Annotated in this window: 28 protein-coding genes; all 28 read right to left on the bottom strand. The window is 63.0% G+C overall.

Annotated features, from left to right (window positions below):
- Window positions 1–18 precede the first annotated feature (18 nt).
- Window positions 19–1,029 (bottom strand): DNA-directed RNA polymerase subunit alpha, encoded by a 1,011-nt coding sequence (locus M9955_19150; protein ID MCO5083760.1) that lies wholly within the window; start codon window positions 1,027–1,029, stop codon window positions 19–21.
- A 98-nt stretch (window positions 1,030–1,127) separates the two neighbouring features.
- Window positions 1,128–1,517, bottom strand: coding sequence for a 30S ribosomal protein S11 (rpsK, locus tag M9955_19145; GenBank protein MCO5083759.1), 390 nt, complete (start codon window positions 1,515–1,517; stop codon window positions 1,128–1,130).
- Window positions 1,518–1,633: 116 nt separating this feature from the next.
- Window positions 1,634–2,002: a 30S ribosomal protein S13 gene (gene rpsM, locus M9955_19140; GenBank protein ID MCO5083758.1), complete on the bottom strand. Its 369-nt coding sequence runs from the start codon at window positions 2,000–2,002 to the stop codon at window positions 1,634–1,636.
- Window positions 2,003–2,191: 189 nt separating this feature from the next.
- Complete coding sequence (locus tag M9955_19135) at window positions 2,192–2,785, bottom strand: adenylate kinase (protein ID MCO5083757.1); 594 nt, start codon at window positions 2,783–2,785, stop codon at window positions 2,192–2,194.
- Window positions 2,782–4,122 (bottom strand): preprotein translocase subunit SecY, encoded by a 1,341-nt coding sequence (secY, locus tag M9955_19130; GenBank protein MCO5083756.1) that lies wholly within the window; start codon window positions 4,120–4,122, stop codon window positions 2,782–2,784. The genes M9955_19135 and secY overlap by 4 nt, the downstream gene beginning before the upstream one ends.
- 126 nt (window positions 4,123–4,248) lie before the next feature.
- Window positions 4,249–4,746, bottom strand: a complete 498-nt coding sequence (gene rplO / locus M9955_19125) for a 50S ribosomal protein L15 (protein MCO5083755.1) — start codon at window positions 4,744–4,746, stop codon at window positions 4,249–4,251.
- Window positions 4,747–4,763: 17 nt separating this feature from the next.
- Window positions 4,764–4,976 (bottom strand): 50S ribosomal protein L30, encoded by a 213-nt coding sequence (rpmD, locus tag M9955_19120; protein ID MCO5083754.1) that lies wholly within the window; start codon window positions 4,974–4,976, stop codon window positions 4,764–4,766.
- 23 nt (window positions 4,977–4,999) lie between these two features.
- Window positions 5,000–5,575: a 30S ribosomal protein S5 gene (rpsE, locus tag M9955_19115; protein MCO5083753.1), complete on the bottom strand. Its 576-nt coding sequence runs from the start codon at window positions 5,573–5,575 to the stop codon at window positions 5,000–5,002.
- Window positions 5,576–5,725: 150 nt separating this feature from the next.
- On the bottom strand, window positions 5,726–6,085 hold the full coding sequence (gene rplR, locus M9955_19110) for a 50S ribosomal protein L18 (protein ID MCO5083752.1): 360 nt from the start codon (window positions 6,083–6,085) through the stop codon (window positions 5,726–5,728).
- Between the two features lie 109 nt (window positions 6,086–6,194).
- Complete coding sequence (gene rplF / locus M9955_19105; protein ID MCO5083751.1) at window positions 6,195–6,728, bottom strand: 50S ribosomal protein L6; 534 nt, start codon at window positions 6,726–6,728, stop codon at window positions 6,195–6,197.
- A gap of 33 nt (window positions 6,729–6,761) precedes the next feature.
- A complete protein-coding gene (gene rpsH / locus M9955_19100) occupies window positions 6,762–7,160 on the bottom strand; it encodes a 30S ribosomal protein S8 (protein ID MCO5083750.1) in 399 nt (132 codons plus the stop codon).
- Window positions 7,161–7,172: 12 nt separating this feature from the next.
- Complete coding sequence (gene rpsN, locus M9955_19095) at window positions 7,173–7,478, bottom strand: 30S ribosomal protein S14 (protein MCO5083749.1); 306 nt, start codon at window positions 7,476–7,478, stop codon at window positions 7,173–7,175.
- A 27-nt stretch (window positions 7,479–7,505) separates the two neighbouring features.
- Window positions 7,506–8,066, bottom strand: coding sequence for a 50S ribosomal protein L5 (rplE, locus tag M9955_19090; GenBank protein MCO5083748.1), 561 nt, complete (start codon window positions 8,064–8,066; stop codon window positions 7,506–7,508).
- Entirely contained in the window at window positions 8,059–8,370 is a 312-nt protein-coding gene (gene rplX / locus M9955_19085) for a 50S ribosomal protein L24 (GenBank protein MCO5083747.1), read from the bottom strand. The genes rplE and rplX overlap by 8 nt, the downstream gene beginning before the upstream one ends.
- Before the next feature lie 12 nt (window positions 8,371–8,382).
- A complete protein-coding gene (gene rplN / locus M9955_19080) occupies window positions 8,383–8,751 on the bottom strand; it encodes a 50S ribosomal protein L14 (protein ID MCO5083746.1) in 369 nt (122 codons plus the stop codon).
- 65 nt (window positions 8,752–8,816) lie between these two features.
- On the bottom strand, window positions 8,817–9,059 hold the full coding sequence (rpsQ, locus tag M9955_19075) for a 30S ribosomal protein S17 (GenBank protein MCO5083745.1): 243 nt from the start codon (window positions 9,057–9,059) through the stop codon (window positions 8,817–8,819).
- Between the two features lie 11 nt (window positions 9,060–9,070).
- A complete protein-coding gene (gene rpmC / locus M9955_19070; GenBank protein ID MCO5083744.1) occupies window positions 9,071–9,271 on the bottom strand; it encodes a 50S ribosomal protein L29 in 201 nt (66 codons plus the stop codon).
- 14 nt (window positions 9,272–9,285) lie between these two features.
- Window positions 9,286–9,699 carry a 50S ribosomal protein L16 gene (gene rplP / locus M9955_19065; protein ID MCO5083743.1) on the bottom strand — a complete coding sequence of 138 codons (414 nt, stop codon included), beginning with the start codon at window positions 9,697–9,699 and terminating at the stop codon, window positions 9,286–9,288.
- 78 nt (window positions 9,700–9,777) lie between these two features.
- Window positions 9,778–10,488, bottom strand: a complete 711-nt coding sequence (rpsC, locus tag M9955_19060) for a 30S ribosomal protein S3 (protein ID MCO5083742.1) — start codon at window positions 10,486–10,488, stop codon at window positions 9,778–9,780.
- A complete protein-coding gene (gene rplV / locus M9955_19055) occupies window positions 10,488–10,877 on the bottom strand; it encodes a 50S ribosomal protein L22 (protein ID MCO5083741.1) in 390 nt (129 codons plus the stop codon). Before rplV ends, rpsC begins: the two co-directional genes overlap by 1 nt.
- Before the next feature lie 2 nt (window positions 10,878–10,879).
- Window positions 10,880–11,158: a 30S ribosomal protein S19 gene (gene rpsS / locus M9955_19050; protein MCO5083740.1), complete on the bottom strand. Its 279-nt coding sequence runs from the start codon at window positions 11,156–11,158 to the stop codon at window positions 10,880–10,882.
- A gap of 15 nt (window positions 11,159–11,173) precedes the next feature.
- Complete coding sequence (gene rplB, locus M9955_19045; protein ID MCO5083739.1) at window positions 11,174–12,007, bottom strand: 50S ribosomal protein L2; 834 nt, start codon at window positions 12,005–12,007, stop codon at window positions 11,174–11,176.
- A gap of 22 nt (window positions 12,008–12,029) precedes the next feature.
- Window positions 12,030–12,323 (bottom strand): 50S ribosomal protein L23, encoded by a 294-nt coding sequence (locus tag M9955_19040; GenBank protein MCO5083738.1) that lies wholly within the window; start codon window positions 12,321–12,323, stop codon window positions 12,030–12,032.
- The gene (gene rplD, locus M9955_19035) at window positions 12,320–12,940 is read right to left on the bottom strand and encodes a 50S ribosomal protein L4 (protein ID MCO5083737.1); all 621 of its coding nucleotides are present in this window, start codon (window positions 12,938–12,940) and stop codon (window positions 12,320–12,322) included. Before rplD ends, M9955_19040 begins: the two co-directional genes overlap by 4 nt.
- Window positions 12,940–13,653: a 50S ribosomal protein L3 gene (gene rplC / locus M9955_19030; GenBank protein ID MCO5083736.1), complete on the bottom strand. Its 714-nt coding sequence runs from the start codon at window positions 13,651–13,653 to the stop codon at window positions 12,940–12,942. The genes rplD and rplC overlap by 1 nt, the downstream gene beginning before the upstream one ends.
- 103 nt (window positions 13,654–13,756) lie before the next feature.
- On the bottom strand, window positions 13,757–14,065 hold the full coding sequence (gene rpsJ / locus M9955_19025) for a 30S ribosomal protein S10 (protein ID MCO5083735.1): 309 nt from the start codon (window positions 14,063–14,065) through the stop codon (window positions 13,757–13,759).
- 70 nt (window positions 14,066–14,135) lie between these two features.
- Complete coding sequence (gene tuf / locus M9955_19020; protein ID MCO5083734.1) at window positions 14,136–15,311, bottom strand: elongation factor Tu; 1,176 nt, start codon at window positions 15,309–15,311, stop codon at window positions 14,136–14,138.
- A gap of 69 nt (window positions 15,312–15,380) precedes the next feature.
- Window positions 15,381–17,471: an elongation factor G gene (gene fusA / locus M9955_19015; protein ID MCO5083733.1), complete on the bottom strand. Its 2,091-nt coding sequence runs from the start codon at window positions 17,469–17,471 to the stop codon at window positions 15,381–15,383.
- Window positions 17,472–17,473 lie beyond the last annotated feature (2 nt).

The following is a 17,473-nucleotide window of genomic DNA, read 5'->3' as shown; positions in this document are numbered from 1 at the left end:
CAGCCCTTGGCATCATGCTCAATACTGGTCTTCGTAACGCTTGGCCAAGTCTTCGATGTTCTCCGGAGGCCAGTCCGGCACTTCCATGCCGAGGTGCAGGCCCATCGAGGCCAGCACTTCCTTGATTTCGTTGAGCGATTTGCGGCCGAAGTTCGGCGTGCGCAACATCTCGGCTTCCGTCTTCTGGATCAGGTCGCCGATATAGACGATGTTGTCGTTCTTCAGGCAGTTTGCCGAACGCACCGACAGCTCCAACTCGTCCACCTTCTTGAGCAGCGCCGGATTGAACGCCAGCTCGGTGACCGCTTCCTCGGCAACAGCCTTCTGCGGCTCGTCGAAATTGACGAACAGGCCGAGCTGATCCTGCAGGATGCGCGCCGCGAAAGCGACGGCGTCCTCGCCGGTGACCGAGCCGTTCGTCTCGATCGTCATGGTCAGCTTGTCCTTGTCGAGTTCTTCGCCGTGGCGGGTGTTCTCGACCTTGTAGGAGACCTTCTTGACCGGCGAATAGAGTGAGTCGACCGGGATAAGGCCGATCGGCGCATCCTCGGCGCGGTTGCGGTCTGCCGGCACATAACCCTTGCCGGTGTCGACGGTGAACTCCATGCGGATCTCCGCGCCCTCGTCGAGGGTGCAGATCACATGATCGGGGTTCAGAATCTCGACATCGCCAACCGTCTGAATGTCACCGGCGGTGACGGCGCCCGGTCCCTGCTTGCGCACGACCATGCGCTTCGGGCCGTCGCCTTCCATCTTGATGGCGATTTCCTTGATGTTGAGCACGATGTCGGTAACGTCCTCACGAACGCCGGCAATCGAGGAGAATTCGTGGAGCACGCCGTCGATCTGCACCGCGGTCACAGCCGCGCCGCGCAGCGACGAAAGGAGCACACGCCGCAGCGCGTTGCCGAGGGTGAGACCGAAACCGCGCTCCAGCGGCTCCGCGACCAGCGTCGTCAGGGTGCGTCCCTTGGACGAGAAGTCGATCTTGTTCGGCTTGATCAGTTCTTGCCAGTTTTTCTGGATCATCTTTCTTCCTTCCTGCGCCCGTCACCATCCAATCGTGACAGGCGATCTGGAAACCAAGAAGGAGCGCCCAGCGGCGCTCCTGCCATCGCGATGTCGTATTAGACGCGGCGCTTCTTGCGCGGCCGGCAGCCATTGTGCGGGATCGGGGTCACGTCACGAATGGATGTAATGGTGAAGCCCGCAGCCTGCAAGGCGCGCAGCGCCGATTCACGGCCGGAACCCGGACCGCAGACCTCGACCTCGAGCATGCGCATGCCATGCTCCTGCGCCTTCTTGGCGGCATCCTCGGCGGCCACCTGCGCGGCGAACGGGGTCGACTTGCGCGAGCCCTTGAAGCCCTGAGCGCCAGCCGACGACCAGGCAATCGCGTTGCCCTGCGCGTCGGTGATGGTGATCATGGTGTTGTTGAAGGTCGAGTTGACGTGCGCGGTGCCCGACGAGATATTCTTGCGTTCGCGGCGGCGAACACGTGTGGCTTCCTTGGCCATATTGGTCCTTCCGTTTGATCTCTACACCGCCGTAATGCCAGCGGCTCCACCTGGACAGTGAACAGTGAACCGTGAGCAGTGAACTGATCACCGCTCACTGCTCACGGTTCACTGAATTACTTCTTCTTGCCGGCGATCGGCTTGGCCGGACCCTTCCGGGTACGGGCATTCGTGTGCGTGCGCTGGCCGCGAACAGGCAGCGAGCGGCGGTGACGCAGGCCGCGATAGGACCCGAGGTCCATAAGGCGCTTGATATTCATCGAGACTTCACGGCGCAGGTCACCCTCGACCTGATAGTCGCGGTCGATGGTCTCGCGGATCTGCAGGACCTCGGCGTCGGTCAACTGGCTGACGCGGCGCTCCGCCGGGATACCCACCTTCTCGGTGATCTCCTTGGCGAATTTGGGTCCGATGCCGTGGATGTATTGCAGCGCGATGATGACGCGCTTGTTGGTCGGAATATTGACGCCGGCTATACGAGCCATCTTCACCTTCTCCATGTAGGCCGGTAAAGCCCACGGCTTCCGGCGTTTCGTTATCCCGCGTCCGGTGGAGGCCGGCCCATGCGGGCTTCCAGACAATTCAGGGCGTAGCCCAAACGGGCCCTTCAGCCATATGTCTGAATGGAAGATGGCCGCTATAGTCCAGCCACCTGCTTTCGTCAACAGGGTTCGCTACGAATTCCTGAAGTCGGCGAGGATCGCCTCGATGGCTTCCGTGACGCTGTTCATGTCGGCCATGCCGTCGGTGCTCTTCAGCAGATCCTTCGCATAATAATAGCCGATCAGCGGCGCCGTCTTCTTGTAATATTCGCGCAGCCGTTCATCGAACACTTCGGCATTGTCGTCCTTGCGCACGGGCTGACCGGCAGCCTTCGCCTCCTCCGCCCGCTTCAGGATACGGCCGACCAGCGCCTTGTCGTCGACGACCAGCTCTATGACGACATCGAGCTTCGTGCCGCGATCAGCCAGCATGGCCTCGACGGCGTCAGCCTGCGGCAGCGTGCGCGGATAGCCGTCGAGGATAAAACCTCTGGCGCAATCCGGCTGATCGATGCGTTCGGCAACGATGGCGTTCACGATGGCGTCCGAGACGAGCTCGCCAGCGTCCATCACGGCCTTGGCCTTCAAGCCGACAGGTGTTTTGGCGGCGACGGCCGCGCGCAGCATGTCGCCTGTCGACAGTTGCGGAATCCCGTGCTTCTCAACCAGTCTTTGCGCTTGCGTTCCCTTGCCTGCCCCCGGCGGCCCAAGCAGTATAAGCCTCATCGTCCCCTCTTGCCCCCCCGGAGCTTCGACTTCTTGATCAGCCCTTCATACTGATGGGCAATCAGGTGGCCCTGGATCTGGGCGACGGTGTCGAGCGTGACGCTGACGACGATCAGAAGCGACGTGCCCCCAAGGTAGAACGGAACGCCGGCGGCCGAGATCAGGAATTCCGGCAGCAAGCAGATAACCACAAGATAGACCGCGCCGACGACGGTGATGCGCGTCAGCACATAATCGATATACTCCGCCGTGCGCTCGCCGGGGCGATAGCCCGGAATGAAGCCGGAATGCTTCTTCAGCTGGTCGGCCGTGTCCTTCGGGTTGAACACGATCGCTGTATAGAAGAAGGCGAAGAACGCAATCAGCGCCGCGTAAAGCGCCATATAGAGCGGCTGGCCGTGACCAAGCGTGGCCAGCACCATGTTCGCCCAGGCAGGAAGCGTCTGGGTGTTGGAGAAGCCGGCCAGCGTCGCAGGCAGAAGCAGCAGCGAGGAAGCGAAGATCGGCGGGATGACGCCCGCCGTATTGAGCTTCAACGGCAGGTGCGACGTGTCGCCCTGGAACATGCGGTTGCCGATCTGGCGCTTGGGATACTGGATCAGCAGCCGGCGCTGGGCGCGCTCGAAGAAGACGATGACGCCGATCACGACGATCGCGAGCACGATGATGCCGAGGATCAGGCCGGTCGACAGGGCGCCGGTGCGCCCCTGCTCCAGCATGTTGCCGAGCGCGTGCGGCAGCCCGGCCACGATGCCGGCGAAAATGATGAGCGAAATACCGTTGCCGATGCCGCGCGCCGTGATCTGCTCGCCGAGCCACATCAGGAACATGGTACCACCGACCAGCGTGATGACGGCGGAAATCCGGAAGAACCAGCCGGGATCGGTGACGATGCCGTTGCCGCTCTCCAAACCGACCGAGATGCCATAGGCTTGCACGAGCGCCAGAAGGACGGTGCCGTAGCGGGTGTACTGGTTGATGACCTTGCGGCCCTGCTCGCCTTCCTTCTTAAGCGCTTCAAGCGACGGCACGACCGACGTCATGAGCTGCATGATGATGGAGGCGGAGATGTATGGCATGATGCCGAGGGCGAAGATCGCCATGCGCTCGACGGCGCCGCCGGAAAAGGCGTTGAAGATGCCAAGCACACCGCCGCTCTGCGACTGGAACGCCTGCTCGAACGCATCCGGATTGATGCCCGGAAGCGGAATGTAGGTGCCGAGACGATAGACGAGAAGCGCGCCGAGGGTGAACCAGATGCGCTTCTTGAGATCTTCCGCCTTCGCGAAAGCAGCGAAATTCAGATTGGCGGCAAGTTGTTCGGCAGCCGAAGCCATGCAAATTCTCCGCTGGATCGCGCTGGCTTGCCGAAAATGGCGGGGCGCGCGTCGCCGAAGCACGAGATAGGCTCCGGACACCAAACATGCAAGCGGCGGACAATGTCCGCCGCCTGGATACGTCTGCTACTTGGCCTTTTTCACCTTGGGCTGAGGCTCCGCCTTTTCAGGCAGCTTTACCGATCCGCCGGCTTTCTCGATCTTCTCGATCGCCGACTTCGAGGCGCCTGCGACATCAAGAGTCAGCCTGGCCTTGAACTCGCCCTCGCCGCCGAGAACGCGGACACCGTCCTTGACGCGACGAATCACGCCGGCCTTGACCAGCGCGGCTGCGTCGACCGTCGCCGAGGCGTCGAGCTTCTTGGCGTCGATCGCGGCCTGGATGCGAGCGAGCGAGACGGCGTTGAAGTCGCTGCGGAACGGGTTCTTGAAGCCGCGCTTCGGCAGACGCCGATAAAGCGGCATCTGACCACCCTCGAAGCCGTTGATGGCAACGCCCGAGCGCGCCTTCTGGCCCTTCACGCCGCGGCCGCCGGTCTTGCCAGAGCCCGAGCCGATACCACGGCCGAGGCGCTTGCGCGAATGGGTCGCGCCTTGCTTGTCGCTGATTTCGTTGAGTTTCATCTGTCTTGCTCCTCAGCTCACTTCTCGTCGACGACGCGAACGAGATGCTGCACCGAGTTGATCATGCCCCGCACGGAGGGAGTGTCCTCCAGCGTGCTGCGGCGATGCAACTTGTTCAGACCGAGGCCGACCAGCGTCGCACGCTGTTCCTTCGGCCGGCGGATCGGCGAACCGACCTGCTCGACGGTCACCGTCCTGGCTGCCTTCTGGGCTGCTGCTTTCTTGGCCATGGTTTTGATCCCCTGGTCAGCGCTTATTCTTCAGCCGTAACCGCGGAGCCGCGGCGTGCCTGAAGGGTCGAATACTTGATGCCGCGCTGAGCGGCGACATCCTTCGGATGCAACTGGCTCTTCAACGCGTCGAAGGTGGCGCGAACCATGTTGTACGGGTTGGACGAGCCCATCGACTTGGCGACGACGTCGTGCATGCCGAGCGTCTCGAAGACGGCGCGCATCGGGCCGCCGGCGATGATGCCGGTACCCGGCTTGGCGGCGCGCAGCAGAACCTTGCCGGCGCCCCAGCGGCCTTCCACGTCATGGTGCAGCGTGCGGCCCGAGCGGAGCGGCACGAAGATCAGGTCGCGCTTGGCGCTTTCGGTCGCCTTGCGGATCGCCTCCGGCACTTCGCGCGCCTTGCCGTGGCCGAAGCCGACGCGGCCCTTCTGGTCGCCGACGACGACGAGTGCGGCAAAGCCGAAGCGACGGCCGCCCTTCACCACCTTGGCGACGCGATTGATGTGGACGAGCTTGTCGACGAACTCGCTGTCGCGCTCTTCCCGGTCACGGCTGCGCTCGCGATCGCGGCCGCCTTCCCTACGTTCCTGTGCCATATCCTAGTCCTTGTTCTTTTCCGGAAGCACGGGTTGCTGAAATGCCAGCGCCCCGTTCGGGGGTCGCCGGCGGCGAAAATCATGCGGCTTCTGCCCGATCCTTGTCCAAATGTCAGCCCCTTTTCAGAGGCCGACGCCGGAAAAGGCAAATCAGAAGCTGAGGCCGGCCTCGCGGGCCGCATCGGCCAGCGCCTTGACGCGGCCGTGATAGATGTAGGCGCCGCGATCGAATATCACTTCCTTGACGCCAGCGGCTACGGCACGCTCGGCGACCAGCTTGCCGATGGCGGCCGCCGCGGCCGTGTCGGCGCCGGTCTTCAGCGAGCCGCGGAGATCCTTCTCAAGCGAGGACGCCGCCGCGACAGTGTGGCCCTTCGCGTCGTCGATGACCTGCGCGTAGATGTGCTTCGAGGAACGATGCACGGAAAGACGCGGACGACCGCCCGCCACCTTCTTCAACTGACGGCGGATACGCTGCGCGCGCTTCTGAACAACCTGCTTGTCGGCCATGGCCAATTTCCTTCTGCCTTGTGAAACGGTGGCGGCCCGACTTCTCACCGTGCGGTCAGCCGATACAAGCTGCCCGCGACCGCCTTCCGTGGCTAACGCCCTGACGGGCTTACTTCTTCTTGCCTTCCTTGCGGACGATCTTCTCGCCGGCGTAGCGCACGCCCTTGCCCTTGTAGGGCTCGGGACCGCGATACTCGCGGATCTCGGCCGCGACCTGGCCGACCTGCTGCTTGTCGATGCCGGAAACGGTGATCTCGGTCGGCTTCGGGGTCGCGATGGTGATGCCTTCCGGCGTCTGGTAGACGACGTCATGGCTGAAGCCCAGCGCAAGCTGCAGGTTCTTGCCCTGCATCGCCGCACGATAGCCGACGCCCGTGATCTCGAGCTTCCTCTCGAAGCCGTCCTTCACGCCCGTCAGGATGTTGACGATCTGGGTGCGGGACATGCCCCACTTCGAGCGGGCCGTCTTCGACTGGTCGCGCGGCTCAACGGCAATCTCGCCGTTCTCCAACTTGACCAGAACCTCGTCGTTGACGACGAATTTCAGCTCGCCCTTCGGACCCTTCGCGGTAACCGTCTGGCCATTCACCGACGCGGTGACACCGGCCGGAACGGCGACGGGCTTCTTACCAATACGAGACATTTTGCTGTCCTCTACTTCTCAATGCTCCGCAGATCAGAAGATCTGGCAGAGAATCTCGCCGCCGACGTTCTGCTCGCGAGCCTCGTGATCCGCCATCACGCCCTTCGGCGTCGACAGGATCGAGATGCCGAGGCCGTTGGCAACCTGCGGGATCGACTTGGCGGCGACATAAACGCGACGGCCCGGCTTCGACACGCGAGCGATCTCGCGGATCACCGGCACGCCGTCGAAATATTTCAGCTCGATCTCGATCTCGGACTTGCCGTTGTCGAAATCAGTCTGGCTGTAGTCGCGGATATAGCCCTCAGACTTCAGCACTTCGAGCACGCGGGCGCGCAGCTTCGAGGCCGGGGTCGAAACCTTCGACTTCTTGCGGCCGACGGCGTTGCGGATGCGGGTGAGCATATCGCCCAGAGGATCATTCATCGACATATCATGCCCTCCTTACCAGCTCGACTTCACCAGGCCCGGAATGAGGCCGTTGTTGCCGAGCTCGCGCAGCGCAACGCGGCTCATCATCAGCTTGCGATAGACGGCGCGCGGACGGCCGGTCACTTCGCAGCGGTTGCGGATGCGGGTCTTGGACGAATTGCGCGGCAGTTCGTTCAGCTTGAGCTGGGCGCGGAAACGCTCCTCAAGCGACTTCGACTGGTCCATCACCACGTCCTTGAGCGCCTTGCGCTTCGCGGCGTAGCTGTCAACCAGCTTGCGCCGGCGGTTGTTCTTCTCGACTGAGCTGGTCTTTGCCATTTCTCAAAAATCCCTTGATCGCCGCCGTTACTGCCGGAACGGGAAGTTGAACGCCTTGAGCAGCGCCCGGGCTTCGTCGTCCGTCTTCGCAGTCGTGCAAACGATGATGTCCATGCCCCAGATCTGATCAACCTTGTCGTAGTTGATCTCCGGGAACACGATGTGCTCCTTGATGCCCATGGCGTAGTTGCCACGGCCGTCGAAGCTCTTCGGATTGAGCCCGCGGAAGTCGCGGACGCGCGGCAGGGCGATGTTCACCAGACGGTCCAGGAACTCGTACATGCGCTCCTTGCGGAGCGTCACCTTGGTACCGATCGGCATGTTCTCGCGGACCTTGAAGGTCGCGATCGACTTACGTGCGCGGGTGATCACCGGCTTCTGGCCGGCGATCATCGCAAGGTCCTCGGCCGCGACCGAAGGCTTCTTCGAGTCGCCCGTCGCCTCGCCGACACCCATGTTCAGCACGATCTTGTCGAGACGCGGAATCTGCATCTCGTTGTCATACTTGAACTGCTCCTGCAGCGCCTGGCGGATGGTCTCCTTGTAGACCTTCTTCAGCCGCGGCTGGTAATCTGCTGCCTTAGCCATTGATCACTTCTCCCGAGCGCTTCGCAAAGCGCACCTTCTTGTCGCCATCGACACGGAAACCGACGCGGGTCGGCTTGCCGTCCTTCGGATCGGCGATGGCGAGATTCGACAGGTGGATCGGCGCTTCCTTGGTGATGATGCCGCCTTCCTGGTTCTGCGTCTGCTTCTGGTGGCGGCGGATCTGGTTCACGCCACGCACGATCGCCGTATCGTCCTTCGGCTGAACCGACAGCACCTCGCCGGTGCGGCCCTTGTCCTTGCCGGCGAGCACGACGACCTTGTCGCCTTTACGGATCTTCTGCATGTCTCCGGCTCCTTACAGCACTTCAGGCGCCAGCGAGATGATCTTCATGTGGTTCTTGGCGCGAAGCTCGCGCGGAACCGGCCCGAAGATACGGGTGCCGACTGGCTCTTTCTTGTTGTCGACGAGAACGGCCGCGTTCTTGTCGAAACGGATCACGCTGCCGTCCGGGCGGCGGATGTCCTTGGCCGTGCGAACCACGACCGCCTTCATCACGTCGCCCTTCTTCACGCGGCCGCGCGGAATGGCTTCCTTGATCGAGACGACAATGATGTCGCCGACCGAAGCATACTTCCGCTTCGAACCGCCCAGCACCTTGATGCACATGACACGACGGGCGCCGGAATTATCCGCGACGTCGAGGTTTGTTTGCATCTGAATCATGACTGGCCGCCTTCTTTATTCTTTCCGGGAGGAGCTTTCCGCCCTCCCCGCCTGTCCAAACTCGATTACTGCGCCTGGGTCTCGGTGATGACGACCCAGCGCTTGTCCTTGGAAATCGGCTTCGATTCCTCGATGAACACGACGTCGCCAACCTTGTGCTGGTTGTTCTCGTCATGCGCCTTGTACTTCTTGGTCATGCGAACCGTCTTCTTCATGACCGGGTGCGTGAAGCGGCGCTCGACCTTGACCACGACGGTCTTGTCGTTCTTGTCGCTGACGACGGTGCCCTGCAATACGCGCTTTGGCATTGTTGTTGTCCTTAAGCCTTCTTGGCCGCCGCTTTTTCAGCGGCGATCGTCTTGATGCGGGCGATGTCCTTGCGGACCTGCTTCACGCGGCCGGTCTTCTCGAGCTGGCCGGTCGCCTTCTGGAAGCGCAGGTTGAACTGCTCCTTCTTGAGGGCGGCCAGATCGTCGCCGAGCTGGTCCGGGGTCTTGGTCCTGAGATCCGAAGCTTTCATGGTCAAAACCCTTCCTATTCCGCGATGCGCTGCACGAAGCGCGTGCGGACCGACAGCTTGGCGGCGCCGAGACGCAGAGCTTCACGGGCGGTCTCTTCCGAAACGCCGTCGATCTCGAACATGACGCGGCCGGGCTTGACCCGAGCCGCCCAATAGTCGACCGCGCCCTTGCCCTTGCCCATGCGGACCTCGGTCGGCTTCGAGGTCACCGGCAGGTCCGGGAACACCCGGATCCAGACGCGGCCCTGGCGCTTCATTTCGCGGGTGATCGCGCGGCGCGCCGCCTCGATCTCACGAGCCGTCACGCGGTTCGGTTCCAATGCCTTCAGTCCGAAGCCGCCGAAATCGAGGTTCGTGCCACCCTTGGCGTTGCCGTGGATGCGCCCCTTGAACTGCTTGCGGAACTTTGTGCGCTTAGGCTGCAACATCGTTCTTACTCCAAAATCCCTTTATCGACGTGATCTTGTCCGAAAACCGGCTTCCACTTTTCGGGATCACGCCATGTCTCAGGCGTTCTCGCGACGGCGATTGCGCTCGCCGCCAGAGGCCTCGCCCTCAGTCGCGCGACGCTCGGAAGCCATCGGGTCGTGCTCCAGGATCTCGCCCTTGAACACCCATACCTTGACGCCGCAGGTGCCGTAGGCGGTCTGCGCCTCGGCGGTGCCGTAGTCGACGTCGGCGCGCAGCGTATGCAGCGGCACGCGACCCTCACGGTACCATTCCATGCGCGCGATTTCCGCGCCGCCCAGGCGACCCGAGCAGTTGATGCGGATGCCCTCGGCGCCGAGACGCATGGCCGACTGCACGGCGCGCTTCATGGCGCGGCGAAAGGCGATGCGGCGCTCGAGCTGCTGGGCGATCGACTGCGCGACCAGCGTGGCGTCGATTTCCGGCTTGCGCACCTCGACGATGTTCAGGTGCGTCTCGGACTTCGTCATCTCGGTCAGCTTCTTGCGCAGCTTCTCGATGTCGGCGCCCTTCTTGCCGATGATAAGACCCGGACGGGCAGCATGGATCGTCACGCGGCACTTCTTGTGCGGGCGCTCGATGACGATCTTCGACACTGCAGCCTGCTTGAGCTCCTTCTTCAGGTACTCGCGGATCTTGATGTCCTCATGCAGCAGCTTGCCGTATTCGCCGGTGTTCGCGTACCAGCGCGAATCCCAGGTGCGGTTGATGCCGAGACGGAGACCGATCGGATTGATTTTCTGGCCCATCAGGCGGCCTCCCCTTTCTCCTCGACCTCACGAACGACGATCGTGAGGTGCGAAAACGGCTTCTCGATGCGGCTGGCGCGGCCACGACCACGAGCGTGGAAACGCTTCATGACGAGCGACTTGCCGACATAGGCCTCGGCCACGACGAGCGCGTCGACGTCGAGGTCGTGGTTGTTCTCGGCATTGGCGATCGCCGACTCGAGCGTCTTCTTGACGGTGCCGGAAATGCGCTTCTGCGAGAATTCCAGATCGTTCAGCGCGTTCGCGACCTTCTTGCCACGGATCATCGCGGCAACCAGGTTCAGCTTCTGCGGGCTGATACGAATGGTGCGGAGAACCGCACGCGCCTCGTTGTCAGCAAGCCTGCGCGGAGCTTTGGCCTTGCCCATCGTTACTTCCTCTTCGCCTTCTTGTCCGCGCCATGACCGTAATAGGTACGGGTCGGGGCGAACTCACCGAACTTGTGGCCGACCATCTCTTCCGAGACGGAGACCGGAATGTGCTTCTGGCCGTTGTAGACGCCGAAGGTGAGGCCGACGAACTGCGGCAGGATGGTGGACCGGCGGGTCCACATCTTGATCACCTCGTTGCGGCCGCCTTCACGAACCTTGTCTGCCTTCTTCAGCAGATAGCCGTCGATGAACGGACCTTTCCAGACTGAACGGGTCACTTCAGCTACCTCTTCTTAGCTCTTGCGCGCATGGCGCGAGCGCATGATGAACTTGTCGGTCGCCTTGTTGGACCGCGTCTTCTTGCCCTTGGTCGGCTTGCCCCACGGCGTGACCGGGTGACGGCCGCCCGAGGTGCGGCCTTCGCCGCCGCCATGCGGGTGGTCGACCGGGTTCATGGTGACGCCGCGATTGTGTGGGCGCTTGCCGAGCCAGACCTTGCGGCCGGCCTTGCCGAGGTTGACGTTGCCGTGGTCCGGATTGGACACCGCGCCGACCGTGGCAAAGCAAGAACCGTGGACGACGCGCTGCTCGCCCGAATTCAGGCGCAGGATCGCCATGCCCTGGTCGCGACCGACGAGCTGGGCATAGGTGCCGGCCGAACGGGCGACCTGACCGCCCTTGCCCGGCTTCAGCTCGACATTGTGGACGATCGTGCCGACCGGCATCGCCGACAACGGCATCGCATTGCCCGGCTTCACGTCGACCACTTCGCCGGCCACCACCTGATCGCCGGCGGCGATACGCTGCGGCGCGAGGATGTAGGACAGCTCGCCGTCCTCGTACTTCAGCAGCGCGAGGAACGCGGTGCGGTTCGGGTCGTATTCAAGCCGCTCGACCGTCGCCGTGACGTTCAGCTTGCGGCGCTTGAAGTCAACGATGCGGTAGGTCTGCTTGTGACCGCCGCCGATGAAGCGCGCCGTGATGCGCCCGTAATTGTTGCGGCCGCCCGACTTGGTGAGACCCTCGGTCAAACCCTTGACCGGCTTGCCCTTGTAGAGACCCGAACGGTCGACGATGACCAGCTGGCGCGTACCTGGCGTTACCGGCTTGTATTTCTTCAGTGCCATTGCTCTATCCTCGCGCCTTCGCTCAGAGGCCCGTGGCGACGTCGATCGACTGGCCGTCGGCCAGCGTCACAATCGCCTTCTTCACGTCGCTCTGACGGCCGACCGTGCCGCGGAAACGCTTCACCTTGCCCTTGCGGACGAGGGTGTTGACGCCCGTGACCTTGACGCTGAACAGCGCTTCGATGGCGGCCTTGATCTGCGGCTTCGTCGCCTTCTTCGCGACGTTGAACACGACCTGGTTCTGTTCCGAAGCCATGGTCGACTTTTCGGTGATCGCCGGGCTGACGATCACGTCGTAGTGGCGAAGATCAGTCATTTGAAGCGCTCCTCGAGGGCCTCGACGGCGGCCTTGGAAAGAACCAGCGTGCCGCGGCGCAGAATGTCGTAGACGTTGATGCCCTGGATCGGCAGCACGTCGATGTTCGGGATGTTGCGGGCCGCCCGGGCAAAGCCCTGGTCCAGCTCGGCGCCGCCGATCAGCAGCGCGTTGGTCAGGCCGAGCGTGGCGAAATTCGCTACCAGCGCCTTGGTCTTGGCGTCCGCCAGCTTCAGATCGTCGATGACGATGATCGATGCCGACTTCGCCTTGGCCGAGAGCGCATGCTTCAGGCCGAGCGCACGAACCTTCTTCGGCAGGTCATGCTCGTGGCTGCGCACCACCGGGCCATGGGCCTTGCCGCCGCCGCGGAACTGCGGAGCGCGAGCCGAATGGTGGCGGGCGCGACCCGTGCCCTTCTGCTTGTACATCTTGGCGCCAGTGCGGGCGACCTCGGCGCGGGTCTGCGCCTTGTGGGTGCCCTGCTGGCGCTTCGCCAACTGCCAGCGCACGACGCGCTGAAGGATGTCCTCCCGCGGTTCGAGACCGAAGATCTCGTCCGAGAGCTTGACGTTGCCGGCTTCCGCGCCGGCGAGCGTGGTGATCTTGACGTCCATTATTCCGCTCCCTGGGTGGCCGGAGCTTCTGACTTGCCACCGGCGCGAATGGCAGCCGGCTTCGGCGCATTCTCCGGCAGAGCGACCTTGGCGGCATCGCGAACGAGGATCCATGCGCCCTTCGAGCCCGGTACAGCGCCGCGGATCAGGATCAGACCACGGTCCGTATCGGTCGAGACAACCTCGACGTTCTGCGTCGTCACGCGGGTCGAGCCCATGTGGCCGGCCATCTTCTTGCCCTTGAACACCTTGCCCGGATCCTGGCGCTGACCAGTCGAACCGTGCACGCGGTGCGACACCGAGTTACCGTGCGTCGCGCGGCCACCGCCGAAATTGTAGCGCTTCATCACGCCCTGGAAGCCCTTGCCGATCGAGGTGCCGGTGACATCGACCTTCTGGCCGACGACGAAGTGCTCGACGGTGATCTCGGCGCCGACGTCCAGCAGGTTCTCCGGAGAGACGCGGAACTCGGCGACCTTCGCCTTCGGCTCAACCGAGGCGGCGGCGAAATGGCCGCGCAGCGCCTTGGACGTGTTCTTCACCTTGGAGAGGCCGACGCCGAGCTGAACGGCGGTATAGCCATTCTTCTCCTGCGTGCGCTGAGCCACGACCTGGCAGTTCTCCATCTGGAGCACGGTGACCGGGATGTGCTCGCCAGCGTCGTTATAGACGCGCGTCATCCCCACCTTCTTTGCAATTACACCTGAACGCATCGGTTCATCTTCCTTCAGAGGAGCCATGCCCGAACGAAGCCGGCAGGCTCATGTTTGTTTCCGAAGTCGCTTTCGGGGTTTTACCCCTCCTCGCCTCTTGACCTCAGAGCTTGATTTCGACGTCGACACCCGCAGCCAAGTCGAGCTTCATAAGCGCGTCGACCGTCTGGGGGGTTGGATCGACGATGTCGAGCAGACGCTTGTGGGTGCGCATCTCGAACTGCTCACGGCTCTTCTTGTCGATGTGCGGCGAGCGATTGACCGTGAACTTCTCGATGCGGGTCGGCAGCGGAATCGGGCCCCGGACATTGGCGCCGGTGCGCTTCGCCGTCGACACGATCTCGCGCGTCGACGCGTCGAGCACACGATGATCAAACGCTTTGAGGCGTATGCGGATATTCTGGCCGTTCATCTTACTGAATTCCTTGTTCTGGCGCGGCGCGGGCGAATTCCCGCCCGCGACAGATCACTTGCGTTTCTTCTTACTCGACGATGGATGCGACGATGCCGGCGCCGACGGTACGTCCGCCTTCACGGATGGCGAAGCGGAGCTTCTCCTCCATGGCGATCGGCACGATCAGGGTGACGTCGACCGTCACGTTGTCGCCCGGCATCACCATCTCCGTGCCTTCCGGCAGCGTCACGATGCCCGTCACGTCCGTCGTGCGGAAGTAGAACTGCGGACGGTAGTTGGTGAAGAACGGCGTGTGACGGCCACCCTCCTCCTTCGTCAGGATGTAGGCCTCGGCCTTGAACTTGGTGTGCGGCTTGACCGAGCCGGGCTTGGCCAGAACCTGGCCGCGCTCCACGCCCTCGCGGTCGACGCCGCGCAGCAGCGCGCCGATGTTGTCGCCAGCCTGGCCCTGGTCGAGCAGCTTGCGGAACATCTCGACGCCCGTGCAGGTCGTCTTCGTCGTCGGGCGGATGCCGACGATCTCGACTTCCTCGCCGACCTTGACGATGCCGCGCTCGACGCGACCCGTCACCACCGTGCCGCGGCCCGAGATCGAGAACACGTCCTCGATCGGCATCAGGAACGGCTGGTCGATCGGACGCTCCGGCGTCGGGATGTAGCGGTCGACCTCGGCCATCAGCTTGCGAACCGCGTCCTCGCCGATCTCCTTGTTCGAATCCTCGAGCGCGGCCAGCGCCGAGCCCGCGACGATCGGAATGTCGTCGCCCGGGAACTCGTAGGCCGACAGAAGCTCGCGGACCTCGAGCTCGACCAGCTCCAGAAGCTCGGCGTCGTCGACCTGGTCCACCTTGTTCAGGAACACCACGATCGCCGGAACGCCGACCTGACGCGCCAGAAGAATGTGCTCGCGCGTCTGCGGCATCGGGCCGTCGGCCGCCGAAACCACCAGGATCGCGCCGTCCATCTGCGCCGCGCCCGTGATCATGTTCTTCACATAGTCGGCGTGGCCCGGGCAGTCGACATGCGCATAGTGACGGGCCGCCGTCTCATACTCCACATGCGCCGTCGAGATCGTGATGCCGCGCGCCTTCTCCTCAGGCGCTGCATCGATCTGGTCATACGCCTTGAACTCACCAAAATACTTCGTGATCGCCGCCGTCAACGACGTCTTGCCATGGTCAACGTGACCAATCGTTCCAACATTCACATGAGGCTTATTACGCTCGAATTTACCTTTGGCCATGTGAGGTCTCCATTCTCTTGTCTACGCCGCGCGCGGCACTCGATTGCGTTAATGCGCTGATCGTGCCGATCACGCGTACTTCTTCTGGACTTCCTGGGCGACAGCGGTCGGAACCGGCTCATAGTGGTCGAACTGCATCGTGTACTGGGCGCGGCCCTGCGACATCGAACGCAGATTGTCGACGTACTTGAACATGTTGGCCAGCGGCACCATGGCGTTGACGACAACCGCAACACCGCGCGACTCCTGCCCCTGGATCTGGCCACGGCGGCCGTTCAGGTCGCCGATGACGTTGCCGACATAGTCTTCCGGCGTCACCACCTCGACCTTCATGATCGGCTCGAGCAACTGCACGCCGAGCTTCGGAGCCGCCTCGCGGAAGCAGGCGCGCGCCGCGATCTCGAAGGCAAGAACCGAGGAGTCGACGTCGTGGTAAGCTCCATCGATGAGGGTCGCCTTCACGCCGATCATCGGGAAGCCGGCGAACGGGCCGGACGACAGCACGCTCTGGATGCCCTTCTCGACGCCCGGAATGTATTCCTTCGGCACCGCGCCGCCGACGATCTTCGATTCGAACTTGAAATCGCCGCCTTCGGCATCCGGCTCGAACAGAACCTTGACGCGGGCGAACTGGCCGGTGCCGCCGGTCTGCTTCTTGTGGGTGTAGTCCTGCTCGTGAGCGCGGGTGATCGTCTCGCGATAGGCCACCTGCGGCGCGCCGACATTGGCCTCCACCTTGAACTCGCGACGCATGCGATCGACGATGATGTCGAGATGCAGCTCGCCCATGCCGGCGATGATGGTCTGGCCGCTTTCCTCGTCGGTCTTGACGCGGAAGGACGGGTCCTCGGCGGCGAGACGATGCAGGGCAAGGCCCATCTTCTCCTGGTCGCCCTTGGTCTTCGGCTCGATGGCGATCTGGATGACCGGGTCCGGGAACTCCATGCGCTCCAGGATGACCGGCTTCAGCGGATCGCACAGCGTGTCACCCGTCGTGGTCTCCTTGAGACCAGCCAGGGCAACGATGTCGCCGGCATAGGCCTCCTCGATGTCCTGACGGGAATTGGCGTGCATCTGCAGCATGCGGCCGATGCGCTCCTTCTTGCCCTTCACGGTGTTATCGAGCGAAACGCCCTTGGTGAGCTTGCCCGAATAGATGCGCGCGAAGGTCAGCGAACCGACGAACGGGTCGTTCATGATCTTGAACGCCAGCATCGACAGCGGCTCGTTGTCGTCGGCGTGACGCTCGATCTCCTGATCGGTCTTGGCATCAACACCCTTGATGGCGGGCACGTCGACCGGCGACGGCAGGTATTCGACCACCGCGTCGAGCAGCGGCTGAACGCCCTTGTTCTTGAACGCCGAGCCGCAGAACATCGGGAAGAACTTCACCGCGATCGTACCCTTGCGGATCAGCGCGCGGATCTGATCGTTGTCCGGCAGGTTGCCCTCGAGGTAGTTGTTCATCGCGTCGTCGTCCATCTCGACGGCGGCCTCGATGAGCTTCTCGCGGTACTGTTCGGCCTTCTCCTTGAGATCGGCCGGGATCTCGACGACATCCCAGGCAGCGCCCAGGCTTTCATCGCGCCAGACGAGCGCATTCATCTCGACGAGGTCGACGACACCCTTGAATTCGCTCTCGGCACCGATCGGCAACTGCATGACGACGGCCTGCGCACCGAGGCGCGAACCGACCATCTCCACCGAGCGGTAGAAATCGGCGCCGATCTTGTCCATCTTGTTGCAGAAGATCATGCGCGGAACGCGATACTTGTCGGCCTGACGCCAGACCGTCTCGGTCTGCGGCTCGACACCGGCGTTGGCGTCGAGCAGCGCGATGGCGCCGTCGAGCACGCGCAGCGAACGCTCCACCTCGATGGTGAAGTCGACGTGGCCCGGCGTATCGATGATGTTGAAGCGGCGCGTCTTGCCGTCGCGACCCTTCCAGAAGGTCGTCGTGGCGGCCGAGGTGATGGTGATGCCGCGCTCCTGCTCCTGCTCCATCCAGTCCATGGTCGCGGCGCCGTCGTGGACTTCGCCGATCTTGTGCGACTTGCCGGTATAATAGAGCACGCGCTCGGTCGTCGTCGTCTTGCCGGCGTCGATATGCGCCATGATACCGAAATTGCGGTAGTCTTCGATCTTGTATTCGCGGGCCATGG

It is taken from the genome of Rhizobiaceae bacterium (genome assembly GCA_023953845.1).
Lineage (GTDB): Bacteria > Pseudomonadota > Alphaproteobacteria > Rhizobiales > Rhizobiaceae > Arvimicrobium.
Note: the sequence above shows the minus strand (reverse complement) of the source record. Positions and strands in the feature narration are given on the sequence as shown.

Coding starts and splice junctions, on each gene's coding strand:
- M9955_19150 (MCO5083760.1), bottom strand. CDS start 1,029: ATGATCCAGAAAAACTGGCAAGAACTGATCAAGCCGAACAAGATCGAC.
- rpsK (MCO5083759.1), bottom strand. CDS start 1,517: ATGGCCAAGGAAGCCACACGTGTTCGCCGCCGCGAACGCAAGAATATC.
- rpsM (MCO5083758.1), bottom strand. CDS start 2,002: ATGGCTCGTATAGCCGGCGTCAATATTCCGACCAACAAGCGCGTCATC.
- M9955_19135 (MCO5083757.1), bottom strand. CDS start 2,785: ATGAGGCTTATACTGCTTGGGCCGCCGGGGGCAGGCAAGGGAACGCAA.
- secY (MCO5083756.1), bottom strand. CDS start 4,122: ATGGCTTCGGCTGCCGAACAACTTGCCGCCAATCTGAATTTCGCTGCT.
- rplO (MCO5083755.1), bottom strand. CDS start 4,746: ATGAAACTCAACGAAATCAGCGACAAGCAAGGCGCGACCCATTCGCGC.
- rpmD (MCO5083754.1), bottom strand. CDS start 4,976: ATGGCCAAGAAAGCAGCAGCCCAGAAGGCAGCCAGGACGGTGACCGTC.
- rpsE (MCO5083753.1), bottom strand. CDS start 5,575: ATGGCACAGGAACGTAGGGAAGGCGGCCGCGATCGCGAGCGCAGCCGT.
- rplR (MCO5083752.1), bottom strand. CDS start 6,085: ATGGCCGACAAGCAGGTTGTTCAGAAGCGCGCGCAGCGTATCCGCCGT.
- rplF (MCO5083751.1), bottom strand. CDS start 6,728: ATGTCTCGTATTGGTAAGAAGCCCGTCGCCGTTCCGGCCGGTGTCACC.
- rpsH (MCO5083750.1), bottom strand. CDS start 7,160: ATGTCGATGAATGATCCTCTGGGCGATATGCTCACCCGCATCCGCAAC.
- rpsN (MCO5083749.1), bottom strand. CDS start 7,478: ATGGCAAAGACCAGCTCAGTCGAGAAGAACAACCGCCGGCGCAAGCTG.
- rplE (MCO5083748.1), bottom strand. CDS start 8,066: ATGGCTAAGGCAGCAGATTACCAGCCGCGGCTGAAGAAGGTCTACAAG.
- rplX (MCO5083747.1), bottom strand. CDS start 8,370: ATGCAGAAGATCCGTAAAGGCGACAAGGTCGTCGTGCTCGCCGGCAAG.
- rplN (MCO5083746.1), bottom strand. CDS start 8,751: ATGATTCAGATGCAAACAAACCTCGACGTCGCGGATAATTCCGGCGCC.
- rpsQ (MCO5083745.1), bottom strand. CDS start 9,059: ATGCCAAAGCGCGTATTGCAGGGCACCGTCGTCAGCGACAAGAACGAC.
- rpmC (MCO5083744.1), bottom strand. CDS start 9,271: ATGAAAGCTTCGGATCTCAGGACCAAGACCCCGGACCAGCTCGGCGAC.
- rplP (MCO5083743.1), bottom strand. CDS start 9,699: ATGTTGCAGCCTAAGCGCACAAAGTTCCGCAAGCAGTTCAAGGGGCGC.
- rpsC (MCO5083742.1), bottom strand. CDS start 10,488: ATGGGCCAGAAAATCAATCCGATCGGTCTCCGTCTCGGCATCAACCGC.
- rplV (MCO5083741.1), bottom strand. CDS start 10,877: ATGGGCAAGGCCAAAGCTCCGCGCAGGCTTGCTGACAACGAGGCGCGT.
- rplB (MCO5083739.1), bottom strand. CDS start 12,007: ATGGCACTGAAGAAATACAAGCCGGTAACGCCAGGTACGCGCCAGCTG.
- M9955_19040 (MCO5083738.1), bottom strand. CDS start 12,323: ATGACTGATCTTCGCCACTACGACGTGATCGTCAGCCCGGCGATCACC.
- rplD (MCO5083737.1), bottom strand. CDS start 12,940: ATGGACGTCAAGATCACCACGCTCGCCGGCGCGGAAGCCGGCAACGTC.
- rplC (MCO5083736.1), bottom strand. CDS start 13,653: ATGCGTTCAGGTGTAATTGCAAAGAAGGTGGGGATGACGCGCGTCTAT.
- rpsJ (MCO5083735.1), bottom strand. CDS start 14,065: ATGAACGGCCAGAATATCCGCATACGCCTCAAAGCGTTTGATCATCGT.
- tuf (MCO5083734.1), bottom strand. CDS start 15,311: ATGGCCAAAGGTAAATTCGAGCGTAATAAGCCTCATGTGAATGTTGGA.
- fusA (MCO5083733.1), bottom strand. CDS start 17,471: ATGGCCCGCGAATACAAGATCGAAGACTACCGCAATTTCGGTATCATG.